Genomic DNA, 15,196 nt, shown 5'->3' on the forward strand with positions numbered 1-15,196 from the left:
CTCAGCGCTGCGTCGCCAGGTCCTGGCGCCGTTCGAGGTACTGCACCAACTGGCCGATGGGCAACGACAGGGCGAAGTAGACGAGGGCGATCAGGGTGTAGGTTTCCAGGGGGCGGTAGGCCTCTGTGGCCAGGCTCTTGCCGACGTACATCAGGTCGGACACCGCGACTATCGCCACCAGGGCGCTCTGCTGCAGGCTGCCGATGCCGTTGGTCATCAGCACCGGCACCGCGCTGCGCAGGGCCTGTGGCAGCACCACGTAGAGCGTGCGCTGCCAGGGCTTCAGGCCCAGGGCGACGCAGGCGTCCAGGTGCTCGCGCGGCACCGCCTGCACGCCGGCGCGGTAGGCCTCGGCGTTGAACGCGGTGAGGTTCAGGCCCAGGGCCAGGAAGCCCATGGCGATGGGGTCGATGAATACGTTGAAGAGCATCGGCACGCAGTAGAAGAACCAGACGATCTGCAACAGCGCCGGGGTGCAGCGGAAGAACTCGATGAACAGCTGCGCCGGCCAGCGGACGAAGAACCAGCGGCTGAGGGTCATCAGGCACAGGCCGAAGCCGCAGACCAGGCCGATCAGGTTCGACACCAGGGCCAGCTCCAGGGTGACCTTCAGGCCGCCGAGCAGCGCCGGCAGGCTGCCGCTGAGGAAATGGAAGTCGAATTGGTAGTTCATGGCGCCGCCCTCAATCCAGGTGCACGACCTTTTCCAGGAACTCGCGGGTGCGGGCTTCCCTGGGTTGGCTGAAGATCTGCTCTGGCGGGCCCTGCTCGACCACCTTGCCGTTGGCGCAGAACACCACGCGGGTGGCGATGTGGCGGGCGAAGTGCATGTCGTGGGTGACGATGATCATCGCCATCTTCTGCTCGGCCAGCTGCAGCATCACGTTCTGCACCTCGATGACCATCTCCGGGTCCAGCGCCGAGGTAACTTCGTCGAACAGCATCAGCTTGGGTTCGAGCATCAGCGCGCGGGCGATGGCCACGCGCTGTTTCTGGCCGCCGGAGAGCTGGCTGGGGTAGGCGTGCAGCTTGCTCTCCAGGCCCAGGCGGGCGAGGTAGGCGCGGGCCTTCTCCGTCGCCGCGGCCCGGGACAGGCCATGGACCTTGCACGGGGCGAGGATCAGGTTGCCCAGCACCGACAGGTGCGGGAACAGCGTGTAGTGCTGGAAGACCATGCCGATCTGCGTGCGCAGCGCCTCGTTCAGCGGCTTGCCGCGGCGCTGGCCGCCGCTGATGTAGGGCTGGCCCTGGAAGGCGATGCTGCCGCCCTGGATGCCCTCCAGGCCCATCAGCACCCGCAGCAGCGAGCTCTTGCCGCTGCCGGACGGGCCGATGATGACCAGGCGGTCGTCGGCGCGCATGTCCAGGTCCATGTTGTCCATCACCACCAGCTGTTCGCCGTAGGCCTTGCACACGCCTCGGAGCTGGATGAAGTCGCCGCCGGCGGTGGAATCCGGGGCGAACGGAGCCTGTGGCTGGGCAGCCACCAAACGCGGGGTATTCATGAGCGGTGTTCTCCACGGGGGCCGCCGTTGCGCGGCCCCCGGTGTCGGCGGGAGTTACTTGGCGGCGGTCTTGGCGTTGACTTCGGCGGAGGCCTTGTCGACCAGGCGGTCGATCTCGCCGGTCTCGCGGCGCTGGGTCACGTAGATGTTCAGCACCTGCAGGTCCGCCGCGGAGATGTCGCGGCGCATGCCGAAGGCCACGCCCTGCTTGGCCAGGGCCGGCTTGGGCAGGACTTCCCTGGCCCAGTCGTTGGCCATGGCGAACAGGTGGTTGGTGTCGCTGGCGTCGACCAGCACGTCGGCGCGCCGCGACATCAGCGCCAGGCGCGTTTCGTCCATGCCCGGCAGGCGCATGACGGTGCCCTGCTTGACCACAGAGGAAATCGCCTTGTCCTGGGCGGTGCCGGACATCACCGCGAAGGTCACGCCGGGCTTGTCGTAGTCGGCGATGGCGTTGCCGGCGCCGCTGAACTTGGGGTTCTCCTTGTTCACCACCAGCGACACCTGGTAGTCGGTGGCCGGCGCCGAGAAGGCCACCGCCAGGGCGCGCTCGGGCGTCTGGTTGAGGGCCATGGCCAGGTCCCACTTGCCGCTCTGCAGGCCGGCGACGAGGTTGTCCCAGTTGGTGTCGACGAACTCCACCTTGACCTTCAGCACCTTCTCGCCGAAGTCGCGGCACAGGTCGACGAAGTAGCCGCTGTACTGGCCGCTGCCGGCGTCACGCATCACATAGGGCGCGGCGACCGCCGCGCCGCAGCGCAATACGCCGGCCTTCTGCACGCCCTGCCACATGGACGTATCGGCGGCCTGGGACGGGGTCTGGGTGAGCAGCGCGCCGACGGCGGCCGCGCAGGCGAGGGCCTTGCGGATGGAGCGGGGGAACATACGAGCCATTTTGACCTCTCCGTAAATTTGTTTTTGTAGGCAGAAGGCAAACAACTTTCATCGCTGTGTGGTGTGTTGTGCGCTTTGATGTGTGCAGCGATGTATTCAGCGTATGAGCGATGGGCAAAACCTGTCAACAGAGGTCGCGGGCTTTTTCTTCAGCGAATGACCGACCGGTCGGCTGCGTCGGCCGGGCACAGGGCGCAATGGCCGGTCGCGTCAGGCCGCCAGGCAGCCGCCGACGTGCGCCGGAGGCGGGCTGGGGCGCTGGGGAAAGGGATTGAAGGGGGAGGGCTTGCGTGAGGTTTTTGAAACCTGAAGGTGAGAAAAAGCGTACTCAACCAATCTGTCGGGGCGAGGTGAGCGGCACGGGGTGGCTGGGCCGCCGCCCCGGCTGGCCTAGAGCACCAGCTCGGCGGAAATGTCCGCCGCGGTTTCCCGCAGCAGGCCCAGGTAGCGGCCTTCCGCGCTGGGCGTGGCCAGCACCGCCTCCGGGCCGGACAGGTTGATGGCGGCCACCACCTGGCCGCTGCGGTCGCGGATGGCGGTGGCGATGGCGGTGGAGTAGTCCGAGCGGTGCAGCACCCAGCCGCGTTCGCGGTCCTCGGCGATGGTGTGCTGCAGTTCCAACAGGGTGCGCGGCGCCGGCGGCGGGTAGTCGTCCAGGCGTACCTGCTGGTAGAGCTGGGCCAGGCCGTCCTCGTCCAGGGCGGTGAGCAGCACCCGGCCCAGGGCGGTGACGTGGCAGGGCAGGCGGGTGCCCACCGGGATGTTCACCGTCAGCCGCTGCGGGGCGAAGGCGCGGTAGATGTACAGGCTGTCGGTCTGCTCGCGGATGCTCAGGTGGCACGACAGCGAGGTGCTGTCGCGCAGGGCGTTGAGGTGCGGCAGGGCAATTTCCACGATGTCGCGGCTGCTCAGGTAGGCGAAGCCGTCGGAGATCACCCGCGCGCCCAGTTCGTACTGGTTGCGCTCCAGGCGGTTCAGGTAGCCCATGTCCTGCAGCGTCTGGACGATGCGGTAGAGCGCCGAGGGGCTCACCCCCAGGCGCTCGGCCATCTCGTTCATGCCCAGGCTGCGCTGGCGGGCGTTGAACAGCCCGAGCAGGTTCAGGCCGCGTTCCAGGGCCGGCACGCGGTAGTCGCTTTCACTCATGGGGCCTCCACGGCGGCGCCCGTCGCGGGGCGCCGCCGGCCGGTCAGTCGAGCAGGGCGTCGATGCCCACCGGGCGGCCGTCGAACTCGGCCATGGCGTCGAGCAGCGCTTCCCAGAAGTACTGCACCGAGGCGCGGTCGCAGAGGATCTGCAGGTTGGGCAGGTCGTCGTCGCTGGCGTTGATGACGATGACGTTGAGCCGCGCCGCCGAGGTCTGCGCCACCGCGCCGGGGCCGAAGGCCGTCGGGCGCAGGTCGACGCCGCAGAGCTTGGCCATCACCTGCGCGTAGTGCTCGCCGCTCAGTTGCAGCCAGGCGTGGCTGTCCTGGCGCGGCAGCAGGTAGTTGGCGCTGTCGTCCAGCTGCCAGGCGGCCTCTTCGGCGGCGACGCGCGCGCCGCCGTCGTGGAGGCTGCCCAGCAGCAGGTACTCGGTCTGCGACAGGCGCGCCACCAGGCCGCCGTCGGCCTGGCGCAGGGCGCGGTTGGGCGCCTCGGGCAGGGCGTAGCCGCGGGCTTGCAGGTAGGCGGAGGCGTCGGCCCCGCGCAAACCGGCGCGGGGCAGGTTGCTCAGGTCGATCAGCGCGCAGCTGCGCAACTGCGCGTGCTCTTCCTGCTCGCCGTAGCGCGCGACTATGGCGGCGCGGCCCAGGGCGGCCAGGCGCGCGCCGCGGTGCAGCGGGTACAGCGGGCTGCGTTCGATGAAGTCTTCGGCTTTCAGGCTGGACATGGCTCAGAGCTCCTGGCGCAGGTTCTGCGGGTCGTAGAAGGGCAGCTGGACGACGGTGGCGCGCACCACCGCGCCGCCCTCCACGCGGATCGGGATCTGCATCCCCGGGGTGGCCTGGTGGGCGCCGGCGTAGGCCAGGCCGACGATCTGGCCGAGGCTCTGCGAGTACTCGCAGGAGGTGACGTTGCCGCTGATGTCGGCGCCGTCGAGCACCAGGTGGCCCTCCAGCGGCTGGGCGCTGCCTTTGGGCAGGACGAAGCCCACCAGCTTGCGCTTGAGCGGCTGCGCCTCGAGGATTTCGATGGAGCGCTTGCCGACGAAGAACGGCTTCTTGCGGCCGATCGCCCACTGCATGTCGATCTCCGCCGGGTGGGTCATGCCGTCGGTGTCCTGGCCGATGATCACGTGGCCCTTCTCCAGGCGCAGCAGGCGCTGGGTCTCCACGCCGAAGGGGCGGATGCCGTGCTCGGCGCCGGCTTCCATCAGCGCGTCCCACAGGCGCTCGGCGAAGCGCGCTGGCACGTGGACCTCGTAGCCCAGCTCGCCGACGAAGCCCACCCGCAGGATGCGCGCCGGGATGCCGGCGACCTTGCCGCTGCGCACGCCCAGGTAGGGGAAGGCCGCGGCGGACAGGTCGACGTCGTCGCAGAGCTTGGCCAGCACCTGGCGCGACAGCGGCCCGGCCAGGTTTACCGCGGCCAGCGCGGCGGTGACGTTGGCGATGTCCACGTTGAGGCGCCACTGCGCATTCCACTTGAGCATCTGCTGGTAGATGCGGTCGACGCCGCTGGTGGTGGCGGTGACGTAGAAGTGCCGCTCGCCCAGGCGCGCGCACACGCCGTCGTCGATCACCACGCCGTGCTCGTTGGTCATCAGCGCGTAGCGGGTGCGGCCGACCGCCAGCCTGGCGAAGCCGAAGGTGTACAGGCGTTCCAGCAGCTCGGCGGCGTCGGGGCCGCGCACGTCGAGGCCGCCTAGGGTGGAGACATCGATCAGGCCGACCTGCTCGCGCACGTGGCGGGCCTCTTCCTGCATGCAGCGCTCGCGATCCTCGGCCTTGCCGTAGAACGCCGGGCGCTGCCAGATGCCGGCGGGCATCATCTTCGCCCCGGCCTCGACATGGCGGCGGTGCATGGGCGTCTGCCGGTAGGGGTCGAAGGCGCGGCCGGCGACGTGGGCGAGCTTCTCCGCCTCGAACGGCGGGCGCGCGGTGGTCACGCCGGTTTCGCCGATGCCGCGGCCGGTGGCCCGGGCCACCAGGCGCGCGGTGGGCAGCGCCGAGTGGCGGCCCTGGGACGGGCCCATGCCGACCGTGGAGAAGCGCTTGACCAGCTGCACGTCGCGGTAGCCGCTGCGGGTGGCGTTGACGATGTCGCGCACCTGCAGGTCCTCGTCGAAGTCGACGAAGTCCTTGCCCTTGGGGTGGGGGAAGATCGGCCAGGGGAAGTTCACCTGCGCCTCGCCGGCGAAGGCGGCCGGCGCCGGCGCGTCCAGGCCCAGCGCGGCGAGGGCCGCGGCGGCGCCATGGGCGCCGTCGGCGAGCACGTTGCCCAGGGCGTGGCGGCCGTTCACCGAGCCGGCGATGTCCAGCCCGGCGGGCAGGCCGCTGATGGCGAACTCGGCGCGCTCCTCCTCGTAGGCCAGCTTGCCGCCGGCCTGGCACAGCAACTGGTAGACCGGCATGTAGCCGGCGGACATGCACAGCAGGTCGCAGGCCAGCTGCGTGCCTTGCGCGGCGACCTCGCCCTGGCCGGCGATGCGGCGGATGTCGACGCCGCTGACGTGGCGCATGCCGGCCTCGTGCAGGGCTTCGTAGACGGTGCTGCCAACGTGCAGCGGGATGTGCCGGCGCTGCAGTTCGGCGGCCAGCTCGGCGTCGGCCGGGGCTGCGCGCATGTCCACCACCGCGGCCACCTCCACGCCCTGTTCCTGCAGGTCGAGGGCGGCCAGGTAGCCGTCGTCGTTGCCGGTGAGGACCACGGCGCGCTTGCCCGGCTTCACCGCGTAGAGCTTCATCAGCCGCTGCGCGGCGCTGGTCAGCAGTACGCCGGGCAGGTCGTTGTTGCGGAACACCACCGGCTGGTCGAAGGAGCCGGCGGCCACCAGGCAGCGGGTGGCGCGCACCTTGTACATGCGCTTGTGCTGGATGACCGGCAGGTAGTTGTCGGTGAACCAGGCGTTGCAGGTGGCCTGGGTCAGCACCTGGATGTTCGGGTGGCCCTCGACGGCGCCCACCAGCTCGGCGCGCAGCGCGGCGGCGCGGCGGCCGGCGATGTCGAAGCGGGCGTAGTTCAGCGAGCCGCCGAGCACCGGCTGCTGTTCCACCAGCAACACCCTGGCCCCGGCGTTGGCGGCGTCCAGCGCGGCGCGCAGGCCGGCGGGGCCGGCGCCGATCACCGCCAGGTCGACGAACAGGTAGGCCTTGTCGTAGTACTGCGGCTTGAAGCCAAGGTCGAGCACGCCGAGGCCGGCTTTCTTGCGGATCAGCGGTTCCCACACCTTCCACATGCCCTTGGGCTTGTAGAACGAGCGGTAGTAGAAGCCCACCGGCATGAAGCGCGAGAACTTGCCCAGGTAGGCGTCGCGGTCGTTGTCGAGGCTGCCGGAGAAGTTCTGGCCTTCCACCGCCAGGCCTTCGCGGGTGGGGTGCATGTCGGCCAGCACGTTGGGCTCGTCGGGCAACTGCACCAGGGCGTTGGCGTCCTGCCCGGCGAGGGTCAGCGGGCCGCGCGGGCGGTGGTACTTGAACGAGCGCGAGAGCAGCCAGCGGCCGTTGCCGAGCAGGGCGCTGGCGATGCTGTCGCCCTCGTAGCCCTGGTAGTCGCGGCCGTCGAAGGAGAAGCGCAGCGGCCGCGTGCGGTCGATCAGCAGGCCCATGGGGGCGGGCAGGCGGGTGAGGGCGCTCATTGGGCGGTCTCCTGCGGGGCGAAGTCGATGCGGCGGTCGAATATTTCCTTCGGGTCGAAGGTGCGGATCACCTGGTCGCTGACGGTGTGGCGTTCGGCCAGGAACCAGTAGCTGGAGGCGTTGTGCAGCCACCATTCGAGCACCACGCCGGCGGCGTTGTCGCTGTTGAACACGTAGTCGGCCCACTCCGCGTCGGAGCAGCCGGCCGGGTCGGGCATGCGCTTGAATTCGCCGCCGTAGGTGAACTCGCTGATGTTGCGGGGCCCGTTGAGCGGGCAGGTCATGATCTTCATCTGCGCATCCTCAGTGGCTGGCCGCGGTGGCGCCCATTTCGTTGACCTGCTGGAAGCGGCTGAAGCGCTCCAGGGCGAAGGGCGCGATCAGCTCCGGCACCTTGCCGCCGCTGGCCACAAGCTCGGCCATGGTCTTGCCGCAGATGGGCGTGGCCTTGAAGCCCCAGGTGCCCCAGCCGGCGTCGAGGTAGTAGTTCTCGACCGGCGACAGGCCCATGATCGGGCTGTAGTCGGGGGTCATGTCGGTGATCCCGGCCCACTGGCGCATCAGCTTGGCGTTGGCCATGAACGGGAACATCTCGATGGCGTGGGCCAGCAGGCTTTCCTTCAGGTCCAGGGTCGAGCGGGTGTTGTACAGCGGGTAGGGGTCGGAGCCGCCGCCGAAGACGATCTCGCCGCGGCTGGTCTGCTGCACGTAGCAGTGCAGCGCCGAGGAGCTCACCAGCGGGTCGAGGAACGGCTTGAACGGCTGGGTGACCATGGCCTGCAGCGGGTAGGTGTGGATGGGCGCGCGGATGCCGGCCTTGGCCATCAGCAGCGAGCTGGCCCCGGCGATGGCCTGGACCACGCAGCCGCACTGCACGGTGCCGCGGTTGGTCTTCACGGCCTCGATGCGGCCGTTGCGCACCACCAGGTCCTGCACTTCGGTGAGCTGGTGGATTTCCACGCCGCGCTTGGCCGCCTGCTTGGCGTAGCCCCAGGCCACGGCGTCGTGGCGCGCGGTGGCGCCGTCGATGTGCCAGAGCCCGGCGATCACCGGCAGGTGCCCGGGGTCGAGGTTGAGGGTGGGCACCAGCTCACGGATCTGCTGGCGGTCGAGCATCTCGGTGCGCCCGCCGAAGTGCTTGTTCACCTCGGCGCGCTGGCGGAAGGCGCGCACCGTGGCGTCGGTGTGGGCCAGGGTCAGTTGGCCGCGCTCGGAGTACATGATGTTGAAGTCGAACTCGTTGGACAGGCCCTGGAACATCCGCACCGACTCGGCGTAGAACTTCACGCCCTCGCTGGTGAGGTAGTTGGAGCGGATCACCGCGGTGTTGCGCGCGGTGTTGCCGCCGCCCAGGTAGGCCTTCTCCAGCACCGCGACGTTGGTCACGCCGTGGTACTTGGCCAGGTAGTAGGCGGTGGCCAGGCCGTGGCCGCCGCCGCCGATGATCACCACGTCGTAGCGCGGCTTCAGCTCGCAGGGCGGCGGCAGGTCGACTTCCACCGGGTAGTCGGCGCTCAGGCCGTATTTCAGGAGGGCGAAAGGCATGCTGCTTACTCCGCGGTGGCGCCGGCGCGTTGCAGGCGCGCGGCGGCCAGGGTGTTCTTCATCAGGTAGGCGATGGTCATCGGCCCGACGCCGCCGGGCACCGGGGTGATGGCCGCGGCCTGGGACAGGGCGCTGGCGAAGTCGACGTCGCCGACCAGCTTGCTGCGGCCGTCTTCGTCGATGCGGTTGATGCCCACGTCTATCACCACCGCGCCGGGCTTCAGCCAGCTGGCGTCGACCAGGCGCGGCTTGCCGACGGCGGCGACCACGATGTCGGCCTGGCGGCACAGCTCGCGCAGGTTGGCGCTGCGCGAGTGCACCACGGTCACCGTGCAGTGGGCCTTGAGCAGCAGCGCGGCCATCGGCTTGCCGACGATGTTGGAGCGGCCGATGACCACCGCGTGCTTGCCGGCGAGGTCGCCGCAGGTGTCCTGCAGCAGGCGCATGCAGCCGGCCGGGGTGCAGGGCGTGAGCACGTCGCGGCCCTGGCTGAGGCCGCCGACGTTCTCGCTGTGGAAGCCGTCGACGTCCTTCAGCGGGTCGATGGCCTGGAGCACGCGGTTCTCGTCTATGTGCTTGGGCAGCGGCAGTTGCACGAGGATGCCGTTCACCGCCGGGTCGTCGTTGAGTTCGGCGATCAGCTGGAGCAGGGCGGCCTCGCCGGTGTCCGCCGGCAGCTTGTGCTCCAGCGAGCGGATGCCGACTTCCTCGGCGCGCAGCACCTTGTTGCGCACGTAGACCTGGCTGGCCGGGTCGCTGCCCACCAGCACCACGGCGAGGCCCGGCTGGATGCCATGCTCGCGCAGGGCCAGGACTTCCTCGCGGACCTCGGCGAGCACCCGCGCCGAGGTGGCCTTGCCGTCGATGAGCTTGACGCTGGGAATGGCATTCATTTGAAGATCACCGTGCGGTCGTGGTTGAGGAAGACGCGATGTTCCAGGTGGTACTTCACCGCGCGGGACAGCGCGATGGTCTCGGTGTCGCGGCCGATGGCCACCAGGTCGTCGGGGGCGTAGGCGTGGTCCACGCGCTGCACTTCCTGCTCGATGATCGGGCCTTCGTCGAGGTCGCTGGTGACGTAATGCGCGGTGGCGCCGATCAGCTTCACGCCGCGCTCGTAGGCCTGGTGGTAGGGCTTGGCGCCCTTGAAGCCGGGGAGGAAGGAGTGGTGGATGTTGATGGCCTTGCCGGAGAGCTGTTTGCAGAGGTCGTCGGAGAGGATCTGCATGTAGCGGGCGAGGACCACCAGTTCGGTGCCGGTCTCGGCGACTATCTTCAGCAGCTCGGCTTCCTGCTGGGCCTTGGTGTCCCTGGTCACCGGCAGGTAGATGAAGCGGATGCCTTCTCGCTCGGCCATGGGGCGCAGGTCGAGGTGGTTGGAGACGATGGCGGTGATCTGCATCTCCAGCTCGCCCTTGGCATGGCGGTACAGCAGGTCGGACAGGCAGTGGTCGAACTTGCTGACCATCAGCAGCACGCGCATCGGCTTGGCGCTGCTGTGCAGGCTCCAGTCCATGTCGAAGCGGCTGGCCACGTCGGCGAAACCGGACTCGATATTGCCGATGTCGCCCTCCAGGCCCTCGTTGAAGCGGAACACGGCGCGCATGAAGAAGCGGCCGCTGCCTTCGTCGTCGAACTGCGCCATCTCGCTGATGTAGCAACCCTGCTCGGCCAGGTAGGTGGTCACCGCCGCGACTATCCCGGACACCGCCGGGCAACTGATGCGGATGATGAAGTGGCTGGGGGCGTGGTGCATGTCGGGTCCTCGTGATGTGTGGAGGCAGCTCGGCGCGCAAGGGCGGAAGTTTCACCGGCGGGGACGGCTTTTGCCGGTGAATTGATTTTTACTGTTGGGAATATAAATTTCCTTTCGCGCTTTTATAGGCGAAGCGAATCCGTGGGTCCATACCCTGGGGAAAATTTTTATCCTGGCAGGAAAGTTTTCGGCCGAGCGGTCGGGAAAGGCTTTTCGTAGGAGCGAGCTTGCTCGCGAACAAACGCGGTGCCATGCGGTTCGCGAGCAAGCTCGCTCCTACAGGGGGAGGGTGCAGGAATTGACATCGGCGGATAACCGCGAATGGTTATGCGCCCTACGCGGGAATCACGCCTCACCTTGGACCGTAGGAGCGGGCCCTGCCCGCGAATCGCGCGCAGGGCGCGCTCCTACATGGGAATGGAACGGTGGGGCAGCGTAGGCGGATCTCATCCGCGAATCGCGCCGGTGATTCCGGCTTTTCGTAGGAGCGAGCTTGCTCGCGAACAAACGTGGTGCCATGCGGTTCGCGAGCAAGCTCGCTCCTACAGGGGGACGGTGCAGGCATTGACATCGGCGGATAACCGCGAACGGTTATGCGCCCTACGTGGAATCACGCCTCACCTCGGACTGTAGGAGCGGGCCCTGCCCGCGAATCGCGCGCAGTGCGCGCTCCTACATGGGAATGGAGCGGTGGGGCAGCGTAGGAGCGGATCTCATCCGCGAATCGCGCCGGTGATTCCGGCTATCGCGGACAAGGTCCGCTCCTACGTTGCAGGTGGGCACGGCTTTTCGTAGGAGCGAGCTTGCTCGCGAACAAACGTGGTGCCATGCGGTTCGCGAGCAAGCTCGCTCCTACAGGGGACGGTGCAGGCATTGACATCGGTGGGTAACCGCGAACGGTTATGCGCCCCACATGGGAATCACGCCTCACCTCGGACTGTAGCGGGCCCTGCCCGCGAATCGCGCGCAGGGCGCGCTCCTACATGGGAATGGAGCGGTGGGGCAGCGTAGGAGCGGATCTCATCCGCGAATCGCGCCAGTGGTTCCGGCTATCGCGGACAAGGTCCGCTCCGTTGCAGGTGGGCACGGCTTTTCGTAGGAGCGAGCTTGCTCGCGAACAAGCGCGGTGCCATGCGGTTCGCGAGCAAGCTCGCTCCTACAGGGGGACGGTGCAGGCATTGACATCGGCGGATAACCGCGAACGGTTATGCGCCCTACGTGGAATCACGCCTCACCTCGGACTGTAGGAGCGGGCCCTGCCCGCGAATCGCGCGCAGTGCGCGCTCCTACATGGGAATGGAGCGGTGGGGCAGCGTAGGAGCGGATCTCATCCGCGAATCGCGCCGGTGATTCCGGCTATCGCGGACAAGGTCCGCTCCTACGTTGCAGGTGGGCACGGCTTTTCGTAGGAGCGAGCTTGCTCGCGAACAAACGTGGTGCCATGCGGTTCGCGAGCAAGCTCGCTCCTACAGGGGAATGGCGTGCCTGGTCTCCCGGCCGCTCAATCGTTGCCGTAGTTCATGATCGACAACAGCCGGATCGGCACCTGCACCAGCTTCTCCGGGCCGTGGGGCGTTTCGCCGTCGAAGGTCAGGCTGTCGCCGGCCTGCATGGGATAGAGCTGGTTGCCGTGGCGGTACACCAACTCGCCCTCCAGCAGGTGGAGGAACTCGGTGCCGGGGTGGGAGAAGGTCGGGAACTCCTCGCTGGCGTCGTCCATGCTGACCATGTAGGCCTCGAAGTTCTTCTTCGGCCCGCGGGTGTGGTTGAGCAACTGGTAGGTGTGACCCTTCTCGGTGCCGCGGCGCACCACTTCCAGGCCGTCGCCGGCCTTCACCAGCAGGGCGTTGCCGTCGGGCTGGTCGTACTGGCTGAAGAGTTTCGACATCGGCATGCCGAGCACGTCGCACAGGCGGCTCAGGGTGTCGAGGCTGGTGGAGACCTGGGCGTTCTCGATCTTGCTCAGCATGCCCTGGCTGATCCCCGCGATGCGCGCCACGTCCGCCAGCTTGAGCTCCTGCGCCTGGCGCTGGCGCTTGATCTGCATGCCCAGGTACTGCTCCAGGCGGAGGCGCGGTTGGGTCTCGGTCGACATTCAGGGTTCCTGCACGGTTTAGGTTCAAGAATAATTATTTCGCACTGAGAAAGTGCGGAGGGGCGGCTGCGGCTTGGCAACTTTCCCACAGTGAAAGCAAGTTTCCCATATATACAGAAGAAAAGCCGCCGTGGCTGCCTCCCATCACGGCGCTCCGGACTTGGCACTGGCATTGCATTCCTAATGGGAAAGTAAGTTTCCTGAGCGGAATTCGAGGGGCGGAAGCCCCGGCGCAAACCGCCCCAGGCACCGACAACGCCTTGCCCATTCAACCGGAGAGCTCCCCCATGTTGCCAAGCGAAACCCAGCGCACCATCGACCAGCACGGCATCAAGTACGTGCTGGCCCAGTTCGTCGACATCCACGGCGCGGCGAAGACCAAGTCGGTGCCGGTGTCCGGCCTCAAGGCGGTGGCCGAGGAGGGCGCCGGGTTCGCCGGGTTCGCCATCTGCGGCATGGGCATGGAGCCCCACGGCCCGGACTTCATGGCCCGCGGCGACCTCTCCACGCTGATCCCGGTGCCCTGGCAGCCGGGCTACGGCCGCGTCGTGTGCATCGGCCACGTCGACGGCAAGCCGCACCCCTACGACAGCCGCTTCGTGCTGCAGCAGCAGGTGCAGCGCCTGGCCGATAAGGGCTGGGTGCTGAACACCGGGCTGGAGCCGGAATTCAGCCTGTTCCGCCGCGACGCCCAGGGCAAGCTGCAACTGGTGGACGCCTCGGACAACCTGGACAAGCCCTGCTACGACTACAAGGGCCTGTCGCGCTCCCGCGAGTTCCTCGAACGCCTGACCGAGGCCCTGCAGCCGGTGGGCTTCGACATCTACCAGATCGACCACGAGGACGCCAACGGCCAGTTCGAGATCAACTACACCTACAGCGACGCCATGGAATCGGCCGACCGCTTCACCTTCTTCCGCATGGCCGCCGGCGAGATCGCCAACGACCTGGGCATGATCTGCTCGTTCATGCCCAAGCCCGACCCCAAGCGCGCCGGCAACGGCATGCACTTCCACCTGTCGATCGCCAGCGCCAGCAACAAGAACCTCTTCCACGACCCGTCCGACCCCAGCGGCGTGGGCCTGTCCAAGCTGGCCTACCACTTCGCCGCCGGCCTGCTGGCCCATGGACCTGCGCTGTGCGCCTTCGCCGCGCCCACGGTCAACTCCTACAAGCGCCTGGTGGTGGGCCGCTCGCTGTCCGGCGCCACCTGGGCCCCGGCGTTCATCGCCTACGGCGCCAACAACCGTTCGGCGATGGTGCGCATCCCCTACGGCCGCCTGGAGTTCCGCCTGCCCGACGCCGGCTGCAACCCCTACCTGGTCACCGCCGCCATCATCGCCGCCGGCCTGGACGGCATCGACCGCCAGCTGGAGCCGGGCGAGATGTGCAACGAGAACCTCTACAACCTCAGCCTGGAGGAGATCGCCGCGCGCGGCATCAAGACCCTGCCGCAGTCGCTGAAGGAAGCCACCGACGCCCTGGAGGCCGACCCGCTGTTCCGCGAGGTGCTCGGCGCCGAGATCGTCGACGAGTTCATCAAGCTCAAGCGCATGGAGTGGGTGGAATACAGCCGCCACGTCTCCGACTGGGAGATCCAGCGCTACACCGAATTCTTCTGACCGCCGCGCCCGCCGGGCGCACCCCATTTACCCCTCTGGGCGACCGTGACGACCAAGCGGCGGCCGCCTGCTGCCTCGAAGGAGACGAACCATGTGCGGAATCGTAGGCCTCTACCTGAAGAAGCCCGAACTGGAGAGCCAGCTCGGCAAGCTCTTCGAACCCATGCTGCAAGCCATGACCGACCGCGGCCCGGACAGCGCCGGCTTCGCCATCTACGGTGACGAAGTGGCCGACGGCTGGGTCAAGCTGACCCTCCAGGCCAGCGACGCCGGCTACCCCTGGGCCGAGCTGATGGGCGCTTTGGAAGCGCGCCTGGGCTGCTCGCTGGACTGGTTCCAGAACGCCAGCGCCGCGGTGCTGAAAATCCACTGCGACGAAGCCGCGGTGCGCCAGGCCCTGGCCGAGCTGGCCCCGGCGGTGCGCATCATGAGCGCCGGGCAGAGCATCGAAATCCTCAAGGGCATGGGCCTGCCGCAGGAAATCTCGCAGCGCTTCGGCCTGGCCGGCATGAAGGGCAGCCACATCATCGGCCACACCCGCATGGCCACCGAGAGCGCGGTGACCATGGAGGGCAGCCACCCGTTCTCCACCGGCGCCGACCTGTGCCTGGTGCACAACGGCTCGCTGTCCAACCACTTCCGCCTGCGCCAGGAACTCAAGCGCCAGGGCATCGCCTTCGAGACCGACAACGACAGCGAGGTGGCCGCCGGCTACCTGACCTGGCGCCTGCGCCAGGGCGACAGCCTGGCCCAGGCCCTGGACGGCGCGCTGAACGACCTGGACGGCTTCTTCACCTTCGCCATCGGCACCCGCAACGGCTTCGCCGTGATCCGCGACCCCATCGCCTGCAAGCCGGCGGTGCTGGCCGAAACCGACGACTACGTGGCCATGGCCTCGGAGTACCAGGCCCTGGCCAGCCTGCCGGGCATCGACAAGGCGCGCGTCTGGGAACCGGAGCCGGCCACCCTCTACGTCTGGGAGCGCGAAAGCGCCTGACC

13 protein-coding genes are annotated in these 15,196 nt (G+C 68.1%); 2 read left to right on the forward strand and 11 right to left on the reverse strand.

Annotated features, from left to right (window positions below):
- Position 1: 1 nt before the first annotated feature.
- The 11 genes from PM1_RS13465 to PM1_RS13515 form a co-directional block, all read right to left on the reverse strand.
- Positions 2 to 673: an amino acid ABC transporter permease gene (locus PM1_RS13465; protein WP_009622578.1), complete on the reverse strand. Its 672-nt coding sequence runs from the start codon at positions 671 to 673 to the stop codon at positions 2 to 4.
- Between the two features lie 10 nt (positions 674 to 683).
- Positions 684 to 1,505 carry an amino acid ABC transporter ATP-binding protein gene (locus tag PM1_RS13470; RefSeq protein WP_009622576.1) on the reverse strand — a complete coding sequence of 274 codons (822 nt, stop codon included), beginning with the start codon at positions 1,503 to 1,505 and terminating at the stop codon, positions 684 to 686.
- Between the two features lie 54 nt (positions 1,506 to 1,559).
- Complete coding sequence (locus tag PM1_RS13475; RefSeq protein ID WP_009622574.1) at positions 1,560 to 2,399, reverse strand: substrate-binding periplasmic protein; 840 nt, start codon at positions 2,397 to 2,399, stop codon at positions 1,560 to 1,562.
- Positions 2,400 to 2,789: 390 nt separating this feature from the next.
- Positions 2,790 to 3,545 (reverse strand): IclR family transcriptional regulator, encoded by a 756-nt coding sequence (locus tag PM1_RS13480; RefSeq protein ID WP_009622572.1) that lies wholly within the window; start codon positions 3,543 to 3,545, stop codon positions 2,790 to 2,792.
- Positions 3,546 to 3,588: 43 nt separating this feature from the next.
- A complete protein-coding gene (locus tag PM1_RS13485; protein WP_009622570.1) occupies positions 3,589 to 4,272 on the reverse strand; it encodes a sarcosine oxidase subunit gamma in 684 nt (227 codons plus the stop codon).
- 3 nt (positions 4,273 to 4,275) lie between these two features.
- Positions 4,276 to 7,179 (reverse strand): 2Fe-2S iron-sulfur cluster-binding protein, encoded by a 2,904-nt coding sequence (locus tag PM1_RS13490; RefSeq protein WP_009622568.1) that lies wholly within the window; start codon positions 7,177 to 7,179, stop codon positions 4,276 to 4,278.
- Positions 7,176 to 7,472, reverse strand: coding sequence for a sarcosine oxidase subunit delta (locus PM1_RS13495; RefSeq protein WP_009622566.1), 297 nt, complete (start codon positions 7,470 to 7,472; stop codon positions 7,176 to 7,178). Before PM1_RS13495 ends, PM1_RS13490 begins: the two co-directional genes overlap by 4 nt.
- Positions 7,473 to 7,482: 10 nt before the next feature.
- The gene (locus PM1_RS13500) at positions 7,483 to 8,724 is read right to left on the reverse strand and encodes an FAD-dependent oxidoreductase (protein WP_009622559.1); all 1,242 of its coding nucleotides are present in this window, start codon (positions 8,722 to 8,724) and stop codon (positions 7,483 to 7,485) included.
- Positions 8,725 to 8,729: 5 nt separating this feature from the next.
- A complete protein-coding gene (folD, locus tag PM1_RS13505) occupies positions 8,730 to 9,617 on the reverse strand; it encodes a bifunctional methylenetetrahydrofolate dehydrogenase/methenyltetrahydrofolate cyclohydrolase FolD (protein ID WP_009622558.1) in 888 nt (295 codons plus the stop codon).
- On the reverse strand, positions 9,614 to 10,480 hold the full coding sequence (gene purU / locus PM1_RS13510; RefSeq protein ID WP_009622556.1) for a formyltetrahydrofolate deformylase: 867 nt from the start codon (positions 10,478 to 10,480) through the stop codon (positions 9,614 to 9,616). Before purU ends, folD begins: the two co-directional genes overlap by 4 nt.
- A gap of 1,501 nt (positions 10,481 to 11,981) precedes the next feature.
- The gene (locus tag PM1_RS13515; RefSeq protein ID WP_009622552.1) at positions 11,982 to 12,575 is read right to left on the reverse strand and encodes a helix-turn-helix domain-containing protein; all 594 of its coding nucleotides are present in this window, start codon (positions 12,573 to 12,575) and stop codon (positions 11,982 to 11,984) included.
- Between the two features lie 287 nt (positions 12,576 to 12,862).
- Here PM1_RS13515 and glnT point away from each other — a divergent pair, with 287 nt between their 5' ends.
- Positions 12,863 to 14,197 carry a type III glutamate--ammonia ligase gene (glnT, locus tag PM1_RS13520; RefSeq protein WP_009622550.1) on the forward strand — a complete coding sequence of 445 codons (1,335 nt, stop codon included), beginning with the start codon at positions 12,863 to 12,865 and terminating at the stop codon, positions 14,195 to 14,197.
- 91 nt (positions 14,198 to 14,288) lie between these two features.
- Entirely contained in the window at positions 14,289 to 15,194 is a 906-nt protein-coding gene (locus PM1_RS13525) for a class II glutamine amidotransferase (RefSeq protein ID WP_009622549.1), read from the forward strand.
- Positions 15,195 to 15,196: the final 2 nt, after the last annotated feature.

It is taken from the genome of Pseudomonas sp. M1 (assembly GCF_022760135.1).
Lineage (GTDB): Bacteria > Pseudomonadota > Gammaproteobacteria > Pseudomonadales > Pseudomonadaceae > Pseudomonas > Pseudomonas citronellolis.